We start from the raw sequence: 20,394 nt of genomic DNA, 5'->3' as shown, positions 1-20,394 counted from the left end.
AGTCCCTCGTTCAAACTCTTCAAAACATTAAAAGGAGTAGTGAAATTCACTCCTGTTTAATAAGTCGTTTTCCATTTTAACCTGAAAACCGCCTCTCATTTATTTACGTGAAGGATTATTGTTTTTATAACTAGGAATCTATTATCTTAGTCCCATACAAAAAGGTGCTTTGTGCTGCGGCACTATAGACTGGTCAGAAGGAAGAACATCTTTCTACCATTTAGATTCGTGTTGTTTTGGAACTGAATGGCCTAAAATCCAAGTTAATTAGACAAGAAAGATTTGTGCCATAGGTGATGAACAATTGTGCAGATTGTAATATTCAGTCCCAATATCATTCAATACCTTTGTCTGAAATTTTATATAAAAATCAAAAATAATAAGTGATTTGTTGGAAAATTTCAAATTTTGAAATAAATATTTTGAAAAATATTGAAATAAAATAGATAATCGTGCTATGCTGTTTTATACAAATAATGAAACGTCGTCTCGTAATAACAAACGACGAAGCGGAAACACAAATTGTATTTCAATTAATTTGGGAGGAATCGTATCATGATAAATTACATTAATAAAGGAAAACTACAAGTAGCTCAAGAACTCTATGAATTTATTAATTCAGAAGCCCTTCCAGGGAACGGATTGGATACAGAGCAGTTTTGGTCTGGTTTTGAAGGATTAATCCATGATTTAACACCTCTAAACAAGAAGTTATTAAAGACACGTGAAGTTATTCAAAGCAAGCTTAATACATGGTATCGCGAGAATAAAGGAAACTTTGACCTCGATACATATAAGTTGTTTTTGGAAAAAATTGGTTATCTTGAACTAAAAGTAGAAGATTTTGAGATTGGTACAGCTGGAGTGGATGATGAAATCACCCTACAAGCTGGCCCGCAATTAGTTGTACCGGTAAATAATGCGCGTTATGCGATTAATGCAGCTAATGCTCGCTGGGGAAGCCTTTATGATGCTTTATACGGTACAGATGCAATCAGTGAGGAGGATGGGGCCCAACGTCAAGGTGGTTATAACCCTGTCCGCGGAAAAAAAGTAATCGAATTTGCCAGAAATTTTCTAGACCAAGCGGCACCCTTAAAAGATTTCTCTCACAAGGACGTAAACTCCTATACGGTGGCAGATGGAAAACTTAACGTTTCTTTAAGCAACGGTATCAAAACTGGTTTAAAGAATGAAGCAAAATTTGTCGGCTACCAGGGTGATCAGGAAAACCCATCTGCTATCTTGCTAAAAAATAACGGACTGCATTTTGAAATACAAGTCGACCGTAATCATCCGATCGGCAAAACGGATAAGGCTGGTGTTAAAGATGTCCTCTTAGAAGCAGCTGTTACAACGATTATCGATTGCGAAGACTCTGTTGCTGCAGTAGATGCGGAGGACAAAGTGCTAGTCTATCGAAATTGGTTGGGCCTTATGAAAGGAAACATATCATCAACCTTCAAAAAAGGCGATAAAGTCATGATAAGGATGCTCAATCCGGATCGTAGGTACGTATCACCTACAGGAAAAGAACTTTCGTTAAAAGGCCGTTCGCTTCTATTTGTCCGTAATGTAGGTCATTTGATGACGAATAGTGCAATCCTCGATCAAAACGGCGATGAGATACAGGAAGGGATTATGGATGCTGTCATCACGAGTCTTGTCGCAAAACATACGCTGCTTGGAAATGGTCAATATCAAAACACTGAGAAGGGATCTATCTATATTGTAAAGCCGAAAATGCATGGGTCAGAGGAGGTCGCTTTTGCAAACGAGCTTTTTGATCGAGTGGAAGATTTGCTAGGTCTTGAACGGAATACCCTTAAAATCGGTGTCATGGATGAGGAACGCAGAACCACCTTAAACTTGAAGGCATGCATTAAACAAGTTAAAGACAAGGTTGTATTTATTAATACAGGGTTCCTTGACCGAACAGGCGACGAAATCCATTCTTCCATGGAAGCTGGTCCAATGGTTCGTAAGAATGATATGAAATCATCCAAATGGCTGCAGGGGTATGAACAATCAAATGTAGTTGCAGGACTCTCATGCGGGCTCAAGGACCGTGCCCAGATTGGTAAAGGAATGTGGGCAATGCCAGATTTAATGGCGGATATGCTTAAGCAAAAGATCGGTCATGTAAAAACCGGAGCAAATACCGCTTGGGTACCATCTCCAACAGCTGCAACTCTACATGCCTTACACTACCATGAAGTAGATGTAAAAGCAGTGCAAAATGAAAAACTAAATCAGTCAGCAGACTTACTGGAAGATATTTTAGAAATTCCGTTTGTTAAAAACCTTAACTGGACTGCTGAGGAAATTCAGGAAGAACTCGATAACAATTGCCAAACTCTTCTCGGCTATGTTGTTCGCTGGGTAGATCAGGGAATAGGTTGTTCAAAAGTTTTAGATATAAATAATATAGGACTTATGGAAGATCGTGCAACATTGCGAATATCCAGTCAGCATTTAGCAAACTGGCTCCACCATGGAATATGTACAAAAGAACAAATTCTTGCGACCTTGAAGCGTATGGCTAAGATAGTAGACCAGCAAAATGCTGATGATAAAGAGTATAGATCCATGGCTACAAACTACGAGGACTCTATTTCTTTCCAGGCAGCCTGTGATTTGATTTTCGAAGGTTATAATCAACCAAATGGATATACTGAGCCTATTCTTCATCGCAGACGTATTGAAGCAAAAACTAGGTTTGCAGTTAAACAATAATTATTATAAATTAACTAAAACCTCACTGAACATCGATGTATTAATTAATCAATATTATCTCTTTGATTAGTTTTGAAATAAATGGAACAGAATTGATGGGAGAGGATGCTCTAACAATGTTCTGATTTCCCTGCATTTTTAAAGGTGGAATTCAAGTGCATGATCCTAGCGGATGTGTCCTTATTTGCTAATTAAATAGATTCTATTTAGCTTTTCAATGACTCGATATAAAATCAATCAATTTTGAATTTGATTGATTATAGATGGTAACAGCTGATATCGCTGCTTCTGGACGTCGGTTACTTGGTTATATTTTTTAAAAAGTGGAAATATAAATTTACCATAAATTTTAATATCTAATGAATTAAATTACCTTGGTTTATCCTACTGTGAAAAAATTTATATTATTTATTCTTAAAAGTAGGAGTGACAACCATGGATGCAGAAGTATTTATTGGAGATTTCATTGGTTTTAATTTTGATCATACTTAACCGTATGATTACACAATTCATACATAAGTTTAAACATCGATGAAAATAATATGATATTATCCATAAATTTTACTTTGTCCGTAGATTTAACAATAGGGTCTATGAAAAAGAGTGACCATGATAAAGAAGGGAAATCGTATTCTTAATGGTACTTAAGATTGTGAAAGAATTTTAGTTTTTACAAAGAAAGGTGTGCCTTTTTTGGTTGCGGATATTACCAATGAATTACACTATTTGCCCGTTATTATCCTTCGCCTTGTTCTTGCCTTTATCGCTGGAAGTGTGATCGGCTGGGAACGGGAAACTAGCGCGGACTTGCCGGTTGATCATCATGGTTCAATGTATCGAATGTTTGCTTTGGTTTGTATAGGTGCTTGTATGTTTACTGTTGCTGGTCAATTTGGATTTGCTAAATCGCTAACTGCTCCAGACAGAGTGGCGTCTAATGTTGTTACTGGGGTTGGTTTTTTAGGAGCAGGGCTCATTTTTAAAGATAAAATAGGAGAGATTCGCGGTTTACCCACAGCTGTTGGAATATGGGTGAGTGCAGCGATCGGTGTGATGATTGGCGCTGGAAATTACATTTCAGGGTTAGTAGGAGCTGTATTGGCTTATTTTATCATGGACATGCCTCATCGATTTCCCGGCTTATTCCAAAAGAGAAATGACAGAGATGCAAAATAAGATAATTATCTACAAAATAAGGCGTAAACGGGTGGAATACGAGACAATTGGGACAACAAAAAGTGCCAGTGCAGTCATCCAATCCAGAAAATTGGATGGTGTCTGGCATTTTTTTCTGAATAAGTGTCTGTCCACCTCTCTTTAAACTAGAGAAGTTGTGGGGCTCGGCCCTAATTTTTTATTGATTTTAAGGAGTAAAAGGTATATTATTGGAAAAATAAGTATATTTTAGGAGATTAGGAGTGAATAAAATGAATCCCATTCTGAAAGACTTTCCAGAAGAATTTTCAACTGAGCGGTTGCTTATTCGTATGCCAAGACCAGGAGATGGTAAAGCTGTTTATGATGCAATAATGGCTTCTATCAATGAGCTTAAACATTGGATGCCCTTCGCCCAGAAGGAGCAGTCTGAACAGGATGTTGAATTAAATATTAGATCATCGTATATTTCTTTTTTAAAAAGAGAGGATTTGAGATTATTGGTTTTTTTAAAAGAAACTGGGGAATTTGTTGCCTCTTCTGGATTACATAGAATTAATTGGTCAATACCTAAGTTTGAAATAGGCTACTGGATTGATAGTCGTTTTAGTGGAAAAGGGTATATGACAGAAGCGGTTAAAGGGATTTCTGATTTTGCATTTCAAGAACTTAATGCACAAAGATTAGAAATTCGCTGCGATGCAATTAATTTTAAGAGTCGTGCAATTCCTGAAAGATTAGGGTTTTCTTTAGAAGGTATTTTAAAAAATCATGATTTATCTGTTGATACTAAAGAGTTAAGAGATACTTGTATCTATGCCAAAACAATCTAATATCCATTTGCATATTGTAGTAGGGGAAAATTTTGAGAATTGTAGTTGGTTTATGTTCGCACACCAAAGAATTCTTACTACATAGAAGTAGTTTGATCATTTCCCTATGGAAAAATTGTGGAGGTAATATGAGAAAAAAAATAGTATTAATTTGTGGGATTATTACAGTCTTACTCTCATTTTGGACTTTGTATAACGCATATTCACCAAAAGTAGGTCCAATTGGAAATGGACCTAATTATTTATTAATTTGGTTTCAAATTAGTATTTTATTTATTTCTGGAGTATGTTCTATTCTTTTAGTATTAAGTAGTAAAAAGAAATAATTGTAAACTTATGTTGTTGTCCATCTTGAAAAATAAAAAACCGCCTTCAATTAATGGCAGGCGATTTTTCCGATATGATAATAGGTTAGAGTATTCATTAAAATACTTTGCTCTGAGTCAGATGTGAATATAATTCTAGCGATTCCTTCACACTTATGCCATTGTGAACAATACCGTTGATGGCACGAATCATTGCTTCAGGATAATCCGATTGCCAAATGTTTCGTCCCATATCGACACCGACTGCACCTTGGTTCATTGCATTATAAGTAAGTTCCAAAGCATCCTTTATTGTTTCTAATTTAGGTCCCCCAGCAATGACGATTGGCACTGGGCAAGTGCTTGTGACTTTTTCAAAGTCATCACAATAATAAGTTTTTACAATATCCGCGCCCATTTCAGCTCCAATCCTTGACGCTAGACTAAGGAATCTGACATCACGTTTTTCAAGCTCCTTACCGACAGCCGTTATCGCCAGAACCGGAAGTCCATAATCGTGAGCTTCTGTTACCATATTAGCTAAATTCGTAACGGTTTGCGTTTCATATTCAGAACCAATAAAAATAGATACCCCGACTCCGACCACATTATGTCTGATTGCTTCTTTAATAGTAGTTACAATGTGCTCATTTGCAAGATTTTTCAGTACAGTTGGACCGCCTGATACCCTTAAAAGGACAGGTTTATCCGTATTAGGGAGAATACAGGAATCCAATACGCCCCTCGTTACGAAAAGTGAGTCTGTATGGGGAAGCAAATTTTTGACAGTTTCCCCCGGCTTTTCGAGTCCATGGACAGGTCCGAGAAAGTAGCCATGATCAATTGCTAGCATAACGGCTTTTCCATCTGGAAAAATTTGATTCATTCTATTTTTAAATCCCCAATTCATACAGGTGTTCACTCCTTAAATTTTGGATTTTCTACAATCACTGTGTCTCTCTCATTTATGTGAGGTGACTTAATAAAAACTGCTTTAAAATCCATTGAATTCGTATTTTTTAAGTAGTGAGTTTCCATTGGACTGACTTGAAAAATATCACCAGGTTTAACGTGTATGGGAATTCCTTGAACATATATATCAATTTCACCTTCCAGGATATAAAAAATTTCTTCACAAGTTGTATGATAGTGATTATCATGATCATCACCTGGTTTTAATAGGACAATCCCTATATCAACATTAGGTCCTTTTTTCAAATATTTTGGTCCATGGGTGCCATATCGGTATTCAAGAGTTTCTTCGTTTACGTGAAACAATCGATACACCTCCTTTCATTAGACGTTTAATCCAGGGGCAATCCACATATGATTTGTCATTCCTTTATCCGCTAATGTAAGCTGCTTTGCATAAACTTTCCGCCAGTTTTCATAAATCTTTAGATATTTTTGATGGTTTTCGAGATTAGGAGAGAGAATTTTTTCCCATTTCACGGTTTGTGCGATAGCAGTTTCAAGATTGGAATATAAGCCAGCACCAAGTCCAGCCATAATTGCGGTACCAAGTGCAGCAGCTTCTTTTTCAACTGGGATTCTTACCGGAATACCTAAGACATCTGCCAAGGTTTGACTCCAAAGACTGCCTTTGGAAGCACCTCCTGCAAATATTACTTCTTTTGGATAATGGCCGGTTACCTCCTCGACGATTTTAAGATTTCCAAAGGTCACGAGAGCTGCATTTTCTTGAATCGATTTAAACATTTCTCTTTTTCCGGTTTTATTTGGATCAATAGTTAGATTAAGGAAGGAGGGGGCTGCGTGTCTCCAAGAGATATAATCCATAACATTGGAGAAAATTGGGATAATTCCATTAGAACCGACAGGAACGTCTTTTGCCTTTTCTTCTAAAATATCATAGGCATCACGACCGGTTTTTAGGGCATCGAGCTTTTCTGTTTCACAAAAGGCATCTCGGAACCATCTCATGACAAGTCCCGGGAAAAAGGCAATGGTTTCAATTTGCCAAAGGTTTTGGACTGCATGGCAATTGATGCGGAAGCGGTGATACGGGTCAATAACCGGTTCTTGAATGGTAATTTCCTGTTGCCAAAAACTACCTCCACAAATGAAGGTGTCACCCTCGTTAATAGCACCAACTCCAACCGAGGCCAATTGGGCATCACCGCCGCCGCTCATGACCGGTGTACCTTTTGCAAGGCCGGTAGATTGAGCAATAGATTCTGGGATTGTTCCCAGTAGTTTTCCCGCTTCATTAACCTGTGGGAAAAAATTAATTTTCAGTTGGCAAGCTTCAGCAATGGCAGGAGTCCAAGTGCGCTTTTTTAAGTCAAATAATCCTGTGGTACAGCCGTTAGAGGGGTCAACTTGAAGATTGTTGGTGAGTTTATAGAGAATCCAATCGTTAAGCATCGTAATTGCAGCGATTTTTTCAAAGACATCTGGCTGATTGTTTTTAATCCACAAAAGTCGGGGCAGTGCACCTAATGCGAAGGTTTGGCCCGATAATTGATAAAGCTTTTTTTCAAGATTGGAATCGCGATTCTTAAGTTCTTTTGCTTCATTTATGGCCCGTGCATCAACATTTGCACAAGCCCAAATTTCGTTGCCATTCTTGTCATAAAGGACAAATCCTTCACGCATACTGGTAGCACTAATTGCTTTTATGTCTTTGGGGTGTATGCCAGATTGTTTCAACACTTCTGAAATACAGTTGAGAATAATCTCCCAATTCTTTTTGACATCGAAATCCATCGAGTCAGGATAACGTGGGTCTTCAATATGTGTCCATTCAAATTGGGAGGTGGCAACATGTCTGCCCTGTTTATCAAAGAGTACTGCACGGACACTGCCTGTGCCGGCATCAAAGACCAATATGTACTCCATTCAAAAATCCCTCCTTTTTTAGTCTCTGTAGTACTTAAGTCCGGATAACGGTAATTGTTCAAACATTCGCCCTTATCCTCTGTTTTTCTTAATTAAATCAATTGCCGTTTCCTCATCCGTAATAAGTGTACCGATATACCCTCCTTTTAACGCGCCATAAATAGCATCAATTTTATGAGGTCCGCCAGCAACCCCAATGACATTTTTTAACCTTTTCAAGGTAGTAAGGCCGGTGCCAATTAAGCGGTTATGGTGAGGTAAATCAAGAAGCTTACCTTGTTCGTTGAAAAATTGTCCTAATATATCACCCACGGAATTTTGATTTTTGATGTAGATTAATTCATTAAGTGTCATTTTTTCCTCTTTTATTATGGTGGATTCGGCAGATAAGCCGCCAATTCCAACTACCACATGATGGGCAAGACTGGCTAGGTCAAGAATGTTTCGGACTGATGGTTCGGATAACAGGTTTATTGCCATGTCCTCCGTAGAGGCTAGAAATGGAGCAGGAATGACATGAATTCCACCCTTAAATTTCTCCAAACCGCCTTCCATAGAGTGGTCACGCTTATGAAAGTAGTAATTCACACCGCCAGTAAGGGTGACCATTGACACATTGATGGCAGGATCAATCGATAAGGATTCGATCGTTCGGGAAACAGCTTCCCCCCAACCGAAACCAATCAATTCATTATCAGATGTAATATTCTCCAAATATTGCGCAGCTGCTTTTGCCAACGATGCGCTAAGGCTGTCTTTCGGCGTAGGAATAACAAAGGCATGGGGGAGGTTGAAATCTTCAATAAGATCTCGTTCGATTTCCAGGCAATTTACTCCAGGGCCTTTAATATGGAATTGCACAATATTTTCTGACCGGGCACGGTCAAGCAAACGAACAACTTTATTTCTTGAAATGCTTAGCAGTTCCGAGATTTCTGTTTGTGTTAAATTATCCTTGTAATAATACCAGGCAACTTTAATTAGAAGGTTATCAGTAAATACATCATTGTTCGCCAAAGCCCTCAACCTCTCAACAAATAATCAATGGGTCAACAAATGTTCAAATCTAAATTGAGTAAAGGACGATGAATTTCAACTGAAAAGTCAGTAAACGTGAAATAAATCCCTTGATATAATTAAAAGGTATGTAAATATTTTCAGATTATAATTGTTTTGAAGATAAATTTTTTTCTAAACAAAAGTTAATAGTAATAAAAAATGTTCAGTCAAATTATATATAAAACAAGCAAGATAAGGAGGGCTGGTGAACAACTTGGACTCTGAGCTCGTTCATATTAGGCAAATTTATAAGCAGTTTGCAGGAACCTCTGTTTTAAAAGGTGTTGAATTAACACTTCATAAAGGGGAGGTTTTTGCACTTGTCGGAGGAAACGGTGCTGGAAAATCTACGTTAATGAAAATTCTTACCGGTCTATTTCGGCCTGACCAGGGGCAATTATTAGTGGAAGGAAAACAAGTAACATTTCATCAACCGGCTGATGCCCATAGATATGGAATCTATTTGGTTCCCCAAGAACCATTGATTTTTCCAAACATGAATATTTTTGAAAACGTTACCATTGGACTGCATGAAAATAAAGCTGAGTGTGAGAATCGGATTAAGTATTACCTTTCATCTCTGGGCTGGAATTTGGATTTAAACCGCAAGGGCTCGAGCTTGTCTATTGCAGAGCAGCAACTTGTTGAATTACTTAGAGGTTTAGTCCGAAATGCGAAGATTTTGATCTTGGATGAACCAACATCAACTTTAACTTTTAGTGAAATTGAATCCTTATTTGCTACGATCAAAAAATTAACCAAAGAAGGAATAGGCGTGTTTTATATTACACACCGCCTAACTGAAATATTCGAACTTGCAGACTCTGTAGCCGTTCTAAGAGATGGTGTTATCTCTGCAACGGGGAAAGTCAGCGATTTTACCTATGAAAAATTAGTAGAAGGCTTAATACTGGACCAAAGCAGAAAAGACGAAATTGACCCTTCAGGAATAAATCGAACTCATTACCAAATTGAAGATAGTCAGAAAGGAATTGAGCCGATTCTCTCGGTGAAAAATTTATCTGGAAATCGTTTTCAGCATATTTCCTTTGACCTTTTCCCAGGTGAAATCTTTGGTATCGCCGGCGTGGTTGGCGCAGGTCGTACTGAACTTGCTTCCTCCATCTTTGGTCTGGAGCCTTGGGAATCGGGAGATGTTATTCTTCAGCAAGAAAGTATTAAGAACCTCTCCTTACGTGAAAGAATTCTTCGTGGTCTGGTTTATGTCCCTGAGGACCGGCACCAACATGGGATTTTCTCCAATGCCTCAATTAAAATTAACATCACATCAACCATCCTACCAAAATTCAAACAGCTTTTCCTCCCATTAAAAAAAGAAAAAGAAATCTCAACTAATGCCATAAAGAAACTGAATGTCATCACAACAGGAGAAAACCAACTGCTAAGTAATCTATCAGGTGGCAACCAACAAAAGATTGTTCTATCGAAGTATCTCGAAACAGGTCCTAAAGTAATTATTTTAGATGAACCGACTCGTGGTATTGATGCTAGTGCTCGAAGCGATATATATAAAATTATCTCTGATTTAAAAAAACGTGGTTTGGCCGTTGTCCTTATTTCTTCAGATACAGAAGAAATTGTTCAATTAAGTGACCGTGTCCTTGTGATGCATGAAGGCCGCATGATCTCTTTAATCGAAAAAAAAGATATTACGGTTAATACGATTACTTCGGCTGCACTCGGGATTAAAAAGGAGTGGAAATCTCTATGAATCTCTTATCAAGGATGATGAGGGCAAGAGAAGTTTCAATTGTGATCCTCATAGTGGTCTTTATTGGTATCGTGGGCTCCGTCAATAGCAAATTTATTAGCGGAAACGGTATGCTCCTTCTCGTAAATAGCAGCATTATATTACTTATATTAGCGGTTGGACAGTCGTTTGTTCTGCTTACTTCAGAAATTGATGTTTCGATTGGGTCAACGATGGGGTTATCAGCGGCTGTTTGCGGCTTGCTGTTAACAAGCGGATTTTCAGGCTGGCTGGCCATCCTTATTGTTCTGATTCTTGGAATGGCTGCGGGCCTGTTTAATGGGCTTGGTGTTGCTTATCTTAGAATTCCCGCAATCATAATGACGTTAGGAACATTAGGTATTTTAAGGGGCATAATGATTATTTTAACAGGCGGTAAATGGATTGAAGATATTCCTAATTATTTTAAAAAGCTTTCCGGGGCAGAATTTATAGGTATCCCGCTGCCTGTCTGGACAGGGATTCTAATCCTGATTGCAGCCTTCTTGGTTCTAAAACTAACCAGGGTTGGTCGTTATTTTTACGCTGTTGGCGATAATGCCGATGGGGCCAGGCTGATTGGAATCCCCGTTGCAAAGATTAGAGTTCTTGCTTTTATCCTTTCTGGATTAGCCGCCTCAGTTGCGGGAATTATTTTTGTAATGAATATCGGATTTGTTCCCAATCAAACTGGAAATGGAATGGAGCTTCAGGTCCTTGCTGCTGCAGTATTAGGTGGCGTTAGTTTAAACGGCGGTCTTGGTACTGTGTTTGGAGCAGGGTTAGGTGCTATTTTCCTGACTGCCATTAATAGCTCATTAATTTATTTGAAGATCCCCGCCTATTGGAATAATGCGATTTCTGGATTTTTATTACTTCTCATCGTGATTAGTGATTCTAAGTTCCAAATGTATTTAAAAATTAAGCAATTTAATAGAAGAAAGAAAGATTTTACAAAGAAGGATGTAGTTTCTAAGAGAGGTGGCGTACAGGATGATAAACCTGATGAAGCTACTTATTAGGTGGGAGAGTGCTCTTGTTATTTTTTTAATTCTGGAAATCATTTTTTTTGGACTGCTGAATCCTGATTTTTTAAATATTACTAATCTGCTATATAGCATGAATGATTATGTCTATATTGGACTGGCAGCGATTCCGATGACGTATGTGATTATCACTGGGGGGATTGATGTATCGATTGGGTCTATTATTGGCTTAACATCGATATCGATAGGTGTTCTTTGGAAGGGTGGAACTGAAATCTGGCTTGCTGTTTTATTTTCCTTGGTGATCAGCGGTTGTGCTGGTGCGGTTAACGGCGTAATAATCGCGAATAGTCGAGTACAGCCGCTTGTTGTAACATTGGGCACCATGTTTCTTTTCTCCGGGATAGCTTTAGTGCTCTCGGGTGGAAACAGTGCATCTGGATATGAAGGAATCAGCGGTTTTCCTGATCTATTTGTACAATTGGCAAATGGAGAAACACTCGGCATAGCTAACCAAATATGGGTCCTGTTGATTTTTATGTTGGTTTTTGCTTTGATTTTACATTTGACACGCTTTGGCAGACAGGTTTTTTTAATAGGCATTAATATAAAAGCGGCCCACTACAGTGGTATTCGAACGAAATCAATCCTCATTTGGTCGTACATCATAGCAGGCTTAGGAGGTGGTATGAGTGGTGTAATCTTAACATCTTACTTCAGTTCTGCAAGATCTGAACTGGGGACAGAGGCAGTTTTGCCCGTCATAACCGCAGTGGTCTTAGGAGGAACGAGTATTAACGGGGGAAAGGGTACGGTTGTTGGGACAGGTATTGCGAGCGTGGTAATTGGGATGATGCAGTATGGATTACAGATGATGAGTATGACCAGTCAAGAAACAAGTGTGGTTATCGGATTTTTATTAATTGTTGCTGTTTTACTCCGTATAGTCAATTGGAGTGAACTCCAATTGTTAAAAAGGTTCATAAACAAAAAGGCTGTTGTTAGCCATAAAAAAGGAGTGTAGCAAATGAAAAAATCGATATACATGAAGTCGTTTATTGCTATCATTTCAGCTTTTTTTCTGCTAGCAGCATGTAGCAGCAACGGGAATAAGACATCTAGCGGCGGACAAACAAAGAAAGAGGATGTTAAATTAGCATTTATTCCAAAGCTCACTGGTGTCGGCTTTTTTACATCTGGAGGGGAAGGTGCGAAGGAAATGGCCCAAAAGATTGGAGTCTCTTTGACCTATGATGGACCAACAGAGGCATCCGTCGCTGGGCAGGTTAAATACATTAATAATTTTGTTAACCAAGGCTATAAAGCGATTATGGTTTCATCCACATCAGTAGACGGTTTAAACCAAGCTTTAGACCGTGCCAAAAAGCGTGGTGTTAAGATCCTGACTTGGGATTCAGACGTAAACCCTGAGCACCGCTCCTTTTATATTAACCAAGGAACTCCAAAACAATTAGGAGGTCTCTTGGTAGATATGACTGCAAAACAAATCGGCGATAAAGCAAAGGTCGCATTCTTCTATTCCAGCCCAACCGTTACGGATCAAAACCAATGGGTGAAAGAGGCTAAAGATATTATTAAAAAAGATCATCCAGGTTGGGAAATTGTAACTACTCAATTTGGGGAAAATGATGCTCAAAAATCATTAACAGTTGGTGAAAATATTATTAAGACTTACCCAGATATTAATGCCGTCATATGTCCAGACGCCACTGCTTTGCCTGCAATGGCTCAAGCAGCTGAAAACCTCGGTGCATCAGGTAAAATTGCCATTACAGGTTTCTCCACCCCAAATGTAATGAGAGATTTTGTAAAACGCGGTACCGTAAAGCAATTTGGCCTTTGGGATGTGAAGAAGCAAGGAGCTCTAGCTGCTTATGTAGCCTATCTGTTGACTGTTAAGAATCAAGACTTAAAAGTAGGCGATGAATTTGATGTCCCTAATGTCGGTCACGTTAAAATCGAGCCTAACACGATTCAAGGTTATGATTATACCGATGCTCACAGCGGAATCATCCTGCTCCCGGAACGTGTAGTCTTTACGAAAGATAATATTGATAATTACAATTTTTAAATAGAACCTAGAAAGCTGCCTACATTGGCAGCTTTCTTTTGTTTATTTAGTACATAGTTCCTTTTTTAGATTAAATTTTGAGTAGCGGCTTCTGTTGCCAAATAATCACAATATTTGTAGATAAAGCTCTTAAAATTGTATATATCTCCTTAGAGTTTGGAGATAAAGTTCTTAATTTTGTAGATAACAGCTCAGAATTTGTAGATACACCTTAAAAATTTGTTAAAGAACATAAAAAGCCACATCCCGTATATAAAGTTGAACCATCTGAAAAAAGAAACTCCTTTTATTGATTTCTTTTAAACAAAAGGAAAGCTGAATAAGAAAGCGATATTGTTTTTTATTTTTAAAGGATTTTTCCTTCCATTACATTAATAAACTACTAAAAGAATGATTAGATAAAAGTGATATTTTTGAAGGAAATAAAGAAAGTAAATGACTGGGTGGGAGGAAACTGAATATGAAAATGACATCTCATAAAAAAGTTTTAATCATTGGATGTGGAATCGCTGGCCCTGCGCTCGCATTGTTTTTGAAACGTGCAGGCATAGAAGCGGAGATTTATGAGGCCCGTTCCGAATCGGATGGATACTCGTTGTCCTTATCATGTAATGGTGTAGCTGTACTAAAGGAGCTAGGTCTTGATCAGGAGGTTTTCGCACAAGGGTCCCCAGTAAGCAAATGGGAAATGTCCAACGGGAAAGGGAAATCGCTCGGCGGAGGAGAATTGGCTTGGGGGGGTCAAAAGAGTGTATTTATCAAACGTGTCCCTCTCGGCGCTATCATTGCCGATGAAGCGGAGCGCCAGGGTATTAAGATTTTTCGCGGAAAGAAGCTTTATGACATCGAGGTGATTGGCAAGGGAGAAGTTATTGCGATGTTTCAAGATAGCACATGGGTAAGCGGCGATTACCTAATTGGCAGTGATGGCATTCACTCCCGAACTCGACAAATTATAGATCCCAGCTTTCCAGGAGCAGATTATACTGGTTTAATCAACAGTGGCGGCTATACATCTGGCTTGGCAATAAGTGCACCACCTGAAACCACACAGTTTATATTTTGCAAGCGCGCCTTTTTTGGTTATCATGTGAGCTCGACCGGCTACATCTACTGGTTTGTGAATTGGCCAAAAAAGGAGGAGCCTGTACGGGGTTCGTTTGATGGGATTACCGAGGAACAGAGGAGGCATGATTTGCTTGAGCTTTTCCGAGACGATCAACCATTCATCCGAGAGATAATTACGTCAGCAGAGACAACATTCCCTTATTTTTCTGCCTATGCGTTATCAAAGCAGCCCTCAAGTTGGCACAAAGGTCCAATCGCATTAATGGGGGACGCGGCTCATGCAATCTCACCTAGTTCAGGTCAAGGGGCTTCCATGGCTTTAGAGGATGCCATCGTCTTGGCTAAGTGTCTTAGGGACATTCCTAATGTGGAAAAGGCCTTCACTACCTATGAACATATTCGTAGGGAACGTACTGTAAAAATGTATGAGGTCGGGGAACGAAGTGATTCAGGCAAATATGTAATTAACCCTTTCATACAGTGGTTTCGGGATGTAACGACACCAATTTTTCTTAAGCGCTTTGCGAACCCAGAAGCTTCAGATTGGATGTACTCGTATCGAGTGGATTGGAATACAAAAGTTTCACCATAAGTTCAATTATAGTAAGTGTTGAAAGCTTCTGCTTTCATGACACTTCACCAACTATTTTACGTATTTGTCACAATTTCCTTAACCCCATAGATTGTTATTTACTATCCGGAAACAATTTTGTATTAATAAGGCTTTTAATTTTAGTCAAAGAGAAATTTAAGGGCAAAAAGAAGGTCATTTGACATTATATTTAACTAACTATATATTTTAAGAAGTAAATAATTAAATAGGCAGTGATTGGTTTGGGGATATATGAAAATCAAATGAAGAATGTGGAAATGATTTTGCGTGAGATGCTAGAGATTCAGCAAAAGTCAAAACTATTTATTGAGCTAATTTCTGCAGGTGAGCCGTTTTCGCAAAATCAACTTGTTCTGTTACTGCAGTTAAAGTTGAATCGAGGGATGAAGGCGACTGAAATTGCTGAGTTTTTCCAGGTGACTCCTGGTGCGGTTACCTCAATGTGTGATAAATTGGAGAAACTTGGGTTGGTTCAACGTGTCAGAGAAAGCGCGGATCGACGGGTCGTGCATATGGTATTAACCGATCACGGCGACAAAAAGGTGAACGAACTGTTTTTGAAGTTTCCGCAAGAAAAGTTAGTGGGAATGGCGAAGACATTAAGCGAAGTGAATCAATTAATGAGTAGTATTTTTTAAGATTTCATGAAAATGAAGTCTTTTTTTTTGCTTATTTTTATGTTGACAAAAAATAAGGAAAGAAATATATTTTAATTATTAAATATTTTAATTGTTAAAATATATAATAATTAAAATAAGGTGGGGTTGAAAGTGAAGGAAGGTAAAATATGGACAGTTACGAGAGCTAAGGTAAAAGGCATAAAAGCGGATTGTGAGACGCTTCATGTTCTCGGGGCTGTAACTTTTAAGCAAGATGTTCAAGTTCAGCGAGTGGCGGTTTTTGGTCAAGCTTCTTTCCACGGAATAGTTATTGCGGATCAATTGGATAATAAAGGGGTTTGTTTTATTAAAGATACTTGCGAAATCCAAAATGTAAAAAATATGGGACATTTACAATTAAAAGCTGGTAGGGTTATTAATGTGGAAAGCTCAGGTTACTTGAAAGTGGTACAGAAACTAGAATCAGAGTGTTTGACTGTAAATGGAGCTCTTAGCGGGAGAGAAATAATGGCAAAGGAATTTCATTGTTGTTTATCAGCGAATAGCAGTATTCAGAAGCTGATAGCAGATAAAATTATTGTTGAGCGTGCAAGGGGAACTTTTTCGTTACTTAAGAAGAAACTTAAATGTGAAAGGATCGTGGGGAAAACACTTTCACTTTCTTATACTGAAGCCAATGAGGTAGAGGGAGATGAAGTGTTTATAGGCCCTAGCTGCAGCATTCATACGCTCCGTTATACAAAAAATTACACGATTGATCCGGTGTCTACAGTTCAACATATCATAAAGATTGGAGAAGATATTTGATGATTATCTTGAAAAAATTCTTCTATTTTCTTAGTTTTCCTGTCTTATTTGTTTTGTACGTGGGTATTATTGGAAGTGCAATACTTTCATTTTTGGCAGGTTTCTTGCGAACGATTGGGTTTGAATCTATTAAAATCAATTTTTGGTACAACATCCCTGTTCCCACCATGCTTAGTTTGCCATTTTCACTAATCGTTTCTTTACTGCTCTTTTTTTGCTCCAGATACGTAAAACGTTTGATTAAAGCCCTTTCAAGATTTGTTTTTAAGATGCAGTGTTAACAATTTGGAGCAATCAAGAAAAAAAGAGGGACCCACCTAATATGGAATTGGATTTAGCATAATTTCATAGTGATTATATAGACTTTTAATTAAAAGCTTGTAATTGTAATAAAAATTGATTTTTTTCAACAAAAGTGATCAGAAAAACCCAAGATGAATATTCATTTTCATCTTGGGCAATAAGTGAGTAAATCTACTTGTTTTTAGAATCTTGTTTTTAGTTCCGAGGTCCAAACACTTTAAATTCGTATAAAGAGTAGCCCCAGTTCGTTGCTCGTTTCAATCCTTGCATTTTTACATATCTTGCTTCAATTGAATTAAAATCGATTTCATCCATTCCGCCATTTCCGTTTAATTCGGTATAGACATCGGTCCAGTGGCTGCCATCCTGGGATACTTGGATTTTGTATTGTTTCCCATAGGCTGATTCCCAGTTTAAAACTACTTTATTAATAGTGTAAAGCTGTCCAAGGTCGACACTAATCCATTCGTTATCCGTGTAAAGGGAAGCCCATCTTGTATTATTGTTTCCATCAACTGCTAAGTCAGGCGTAAGCCAACTGACCTCTGAAGAAGAAGCGGTGGCTGTTTTTCCTTCTGCTAAATTCAATCCATTAATTGCTCGATCAAAGAACGAAGAGAGGACACCCAAGCTTAGTTTTTGCGGGATATTGTTTATTTCTTTTATATAGTTTAGGAGTAACGTTCTTTGCTCCACTGCTGTTTGAGTGTTGTTTTCCTGTTCTGCTACTAACATATTGGTTGCAGCTTCGCCAGCTAGTCCATATAGCTCCATTTTAGTTAAATATGGATCGACTTCTTTAAGAAAGTTCTTATTATCCAACGTTTTACGTAGTTCGGATGGTGTGTTTTTCAATATACTAAATTCTTTTAAAAGATCATCTGTTGCTGCATTTGGGGTTTTGGACTTATATGCAGTCCAAAACTGCTCCATAAGCGGTTTTAATTTCTCCGAAAATGGTTCTTTGTTGTTATTAAGACTTGAAGAATAGGAAGATTCTACAAAGACTTTTAATAGCTCAGCTGCGTCTCCGGCAAATTCCTTTAAACTCCTTTGGAATGAGTCATTTGGATCATAGGCTTCCGGGTTCCATGTATAATCAGCAACAGTAAACAGAGGAATCTTTGAAGCCTCAGCTTCGTTCATCGGATTCGCTGTTATACCAATGACGCCATGTTTAGGTGTTAGGTCTGCATCTCTTCCGACTAATGGCGCAAGGAATAAACGATTTCGATCATAGTCATTAACGGGATAGTTATCCCAAATTAACAAATCGTGGTTGAAAATACCATGAATCTTATCAGCATCTTTAGAAGTAATCGTGGGAGCTACCACCCCAATTCCTGTCCATTGCACGATAATATCTGAATGGACCAATTCGGCAAATCTTTTTCGGTAGGGGGAAGTATTCGCTTGATAATATTCTGTCGGTACTGTAATTAATCGCTCTGCACCATTATGCTTTTTGATGAATTGCTCATTAAACCGATTTAACAAATAGGCTTGAGCGGCTGCAGGCGGATTTACATCTTTGCCAAACATTGCACGATCTTGGGGGGAATGTAGACTTGGGTCAATATCATCAAGGTATAGAGCAAATGACCTAACTCCGACATCCCACATTGCCTGGGCTTTATTTATTAATGCCTGTAAATCGTTATCGCTCGAGTAAGTAATCGTATTTCCTGGTGATATTGCGAAGGTGAAATTTATGTGGTTTTTCTCTGCGGTGTTAACAAGCTGAGCAATTTCGTTTATTTTCTCCTGAGGATATGGATCGCGCCACTTTTCACGGTGGTAAGGATCATCTTTTGGTGCATAAATATAGGTATTCATCTTATGCTCACCGTAAAACTCCAATTGACTTAAGCGATTCTCGTGTGACCACGGCTCGCCGTAAAAGCCTTCAATTGCTCCTCTAATTGGCATTGTTGGCCAGTCATTGATTTCTACTGCTGGAATCCAATCTGTCCCTTGTCGTTCAACAATCATTTGTTTGAATGTTTTGGTACCATAAAATGTACCTGCACCATCTTTCCCAGCAATCACAATATGGTTTTTATTTTCTTTCCCTTTACCTGAATAGACAATGTATCCTTCATTATTGTTTATATCCAAATTCTCAATGCCAACGTTTTTCTTAATTGTATTTACCGCATCTTGTTCTTTAAATTCTCCGAGCCAAATGATGACTGGGGGATTAAGTACAGGGTCTTTAATGTCACTCTCAACGATTGTTTTAACACCAGCTTTTTTTAAAGTAGCTTTTACTTCATTAATGGCTTTGTCATCCGTTCCATTTTCAGTGATTAATCCAACTTTTGGATTAAGTGGGAATCCGTCCCCATTTTTTTTCATTATTTTTGGAGTGGGGGATATTGTAAATTCGTATTTTTCATTGTTATCTTTTGCACTTATTTTTTGTGAATCTAGCGGAACGAGTATTCCGGTTACCAAAAATACTAAGATAATCACCTTAAAAAATATCTTTCTCAACCTCTCCACCTCTTCTTCCCAATTTTTGTTTTCCTTTTTGCTCAAGTACATATTGCATAGACATAATTACATAGTTTTATACGCTCCCTCCTTCTCCATTTCATTCTAGATATTGAAAAAGCATAAGCTTGTTCAACCATAAAGGCAAAAAAGGCAGGGAAACACGAACCAAAGGGGAATGACCCTTTCGAATGTGTCGCCCTGCCTGATCGAATCAGTAACATGACATTATTTAGAAGTATTAACCACATCTGTTATTATTCTTCTAATATTATATCTATTATTGGTTATGACTTGGAGTGTATTAATACCTAATTTACCAATACTTGTATAGACTATTAGAAGGAAGTTTTCGACATTTTTTTTAATAATTAGGGGTAAAGGATAAAATACGGTTGCTCTTTTTTGAGAATGAGTCTTTAAACCTTGTGAAAGTTAGGAAAATAATCCCATCAAATTTAGGGATGTTAAAATTTAACTATATTTATCTATTTGAACTAGGATTTATGAATTATTTTTAGAAAAAAACGGAAATAAACCCCGTAATATTACCTAGAAAATAGGTACAAAGATATATTTTTTAACTGTGACAAGTAATGACCACATCCGTTTGTACCAAATTCCCAATTTTTCCAACAGCAACCAAACTACCATTTTCTGAATATTTGAATTTCTTCGCCATCATTCGACACAAATCCAAGCTTTAAAC

Annotated in this window: 14 protein-coding genes and 1 pseudogene; 10 read left to right on the top strand and 5 right to left on the bottom strand. The window is 37.9% G+C overall.

The features are described from left to right. Positions 1–555: 555 nt before the first annotated feature. The 3 genes from BN1082_RS24735 (at position 556) to BN1082_RS24725 (ending at position 4,724) form a co-directional block, all read left to right on the top strand. Positions 556–2,736 carry a malate synthase G gene (locus BN1082_RS24735; RefSeq protein WP_090639598.1) on the top strand — a complete coding sequence of 727 codons (2,181 nt, stop codon included), beginning with the start codon at positions 556–558 and terminating at the stop codon, positions 2,734–2,736. Positions 2,737–3,420: 684 nt separating this feature from the next. Then, positions 3,421–3,912: an MgtC/SapB family protein gene (locus BN1082_RS24730; RefSeq protein WP_176699942.1), complete on the top strand. Its 492-nt coding sequence runs from the start codon at positions 3,421–3,423 to the stop codon at positions 3,910–3,912. A gap of 251 nt (positions 3,913–4,163) precedes the next feature. Further along, positions 4,164–4,724 (top strand): GNAT family N-acetyltransferase, encoded by a 561-nt coding sequence (locus BN1082_RS24725; RefSeq protein WP_090639593.1) that lies wholly within the window; start codon positions 4,164–4,166, stop codon positions 4,722–4,724. Between the two features lie 423 nt (positions 4,725–5,147). Here the strand turns inward: BN1082_RS24725 and lsrF are convergent, their stop codons facing one another. The 4 genes from lsrF to BN1082_RS24700 all read right to left on the bottom strand — a co-directional run bounded on the left by lsrF (position 5,148) and on the right by BN1082_RS24700 (position 8,908). Further along, complete coding sequence (lsrF, locus tag BN1082_RS24715) at positions 5,148–5,939, bottom strand: 3-hydroxy-5-phosphonooxypentane-2,4-dione thiolase (RefSeq protein WP_090639588.1); 792 nt, start codon at positions 5,937–5,939, stop codon at positions 5,148–5,150. 8 nt (positions 5,940–5,947) lie between these two features. Continuing rightward, positions 5,948–6,307, bottom strand: a complete 360-nt coding sequence (locus tag BN1082_RS24710) for a cupin domain-containing protein (RefSeq protein ID WP_090639586.1) — start codon at positions 6,305–6,307, stop codon at positions 5,948–5,950. 18 nt (positions 6,308–6,325) lie between these two features. Then, positions 6,326–7,891: an autoinducer-2 kinase gene (gene lsrK / locus BN1082_RS24705; protein ID WP_090639584.1), complete on the bottom strand. Its 1,566-nt coding sequence runs from the start codon at positions 7,889–7,891 to the stop codon at positions 6,326–6,328. 72 nt (positions 7,892–7,963) lie between these two features. Beyond that, positions 7,964–8,908 (bottom strand): sugar-binding transcriptional regulator, encoded by a 945-nt coding sequence (locus tag BN1082_RS24700; protein WP_090639581.1) that lies wholly within the window; start codon positions 8,906–8,908, stop codon positions 7,964–7,966. A 247-nt stretch (positions 8,909–9,155) separates the two neighbouring features. On the opposite strand from BN1082_RS24700, the gene BN1082_RS24695 reads away from it, so the two are divergent. The 7 genes and pseudogenes from BN1082_RS24695 (at position 9,156) to BN1082_RS24665 (ending at position 16,886) form a co-directional block, all read left to right on the top strand. Further along, on the top strand, positions 9,156–10,682 hold the full coding sequence (locus BN1082_RS24695) for a sugar ABC transporter ATP-binding protein (RefSeq protein WP_425412218.1): 1,527 nt from the start codon (positions 9,156–9,158) through the stop codon (positions 10,680–10,682). Then, positions 10,679–11,635 (top strand): annotated as a pseudogene (locus BN1082_RS24690) (ABC transporter permease subunit); the annotation flags it as partial. The gene BN1082_RS24695 and the pseudogene BN1082_RS24690, both read left to right, overlap by 4 nt. Before the next feature lie 70 nt (positions 11,636–11,705). Continuing rightward, positions 11,706–12,710 carry an ABC transporter permease gene (locus tag BN1082_RS24685; RefSeq protein ID WP_090639835.1) on the top strand — a complete coding sequence of 335 codons (1,005 nt, stop codon included), beginning with the start codon at positions 11,706–11,708 and terminating at the stop codon, positions 12,708–12,710. Positions 12,711–12,731: 21 nt separating this feature from the next. Then, entirely contained in the window at positions 12,732–13,778 is a 1,047-nt protein-coding gene (gene lsrB / locus BN1082_RS24680) for an autoinducer 2 ABC transporter substrate-binding protein LsrB (protein ID WP_425412221.1), read from the top strand. 460 nt (positions 13,779–14,238) lie between these two features. After that, positions 14,239–15,438: an FAD-dependent oxidoreductase gene (locus BN1082_RS24675; protein ID WP_090639574.1), complete on the top strand. Its 1,200-nt coding sequence runs from the start codon at positions 14,239–14,241 to the stop codon at positions 15,436–15,438. 263 nt (positions 15,439–15,701) lie between these two features. After that, entirely contained in the window at positions 15,702–16,097 is a 396-nt protein-coding gene (locus BN1082_RS24670) for a MarR family winged helix-turn-helix transcriptional regulator (RefSeq protein ID WP_090639571.1), read from the top strand. Positions 16,098–16,229: 132 nt separating this feature from the next. Beyond that, the gene (locus tag BN1082_RS24665; protein WP_090639569.1) at positions 16,230–16,886 is read left to right on the top strand and encodes a hypothetical protein; all 657 of its coding nucleotides are present in this window, start codon (positions 16,230–16,232) and stop codon (positions 16,884–16,886) included. Positions 16,887–17,384: 498 nt separating this feature from the next. Here BN1082_RS24665 and BN1082_RS24655 read toward each other — a convergent pair whose 3' ends face one another. Next, positions 17,385–19,664, bottom strand: a complete 2,280-nt coding sequence (locus tag BN1082_RS24655; RefSeq protein ID WP_176699941.1) for a glycoside hydrolase family 84 protein — start codon at positions 19,662–19,664, stop codon at positions 17,385–17,387. Positions 19,665–20,394 lie beyond the last annotated feature (730 nt).

This window comes from Neobacillus massiliamazoniensis, assembly GCF_001048695.1.
GTDB lineage: Bacteria > Bacillota > Bacilli > Bacillales > Cytobacillaceae > Neobacillus > Neobacillus massiliamazoniensis.
Note: the sequence above shows the minus strand (reverse complement) of the source record. Positions and strands in the feature narration are given on the sequence as shown.